Below are 261 nucleotides of genomic sequence, written 5' to 3' on the forward strand. Positions count from 1 at the left end.
GTGAAACTAACTTGTCCAATGACGTTCAAGGTGAGTTTTTCCACGTTTGATCGCCTGCCAGTATCATCCACACTGTAAACATATACAGTATGCGTCCCTACTGATAATTCATCTGCTGGAATGGTATGCTCGTAGCTGACTTCTTCCCCTTTATCAGTAACATTTGCTGCACCAGATGCAAATTTAATTGGCTCACCTTTATCCAGCACATAGTATAGGTCCACTTTGTCACTATCTGCATCACTCCATGTCCCTTTTATT

The 261-nt window shown here is 41.8% G+C and carries 1 protein-coding gene; it reads right to left on the minus strand.

What is annotated here, in order from left to right; genetic code table 11:
• Positions 1-209: hypothetical protein (locus SB773_RS32745; protein WP_410594564.1), on the minus strand; the 209-nt coding region annotated here is incomplete at its 3' end.
• Positions 210-261 lie beyond the last annotated feature (52 nt).

It is taken from the genome of Bacillus sp. SIMBA_074 (genome assembly GCF_046534555.1).
In the GTDB taxonomy this organism is placed as follows: domain Bacteria; phylum Bacillota; class Bacilli; order Bacillales; family Bacillaceae_G; genus Bacillus_A; species Bacillus_A mycoides.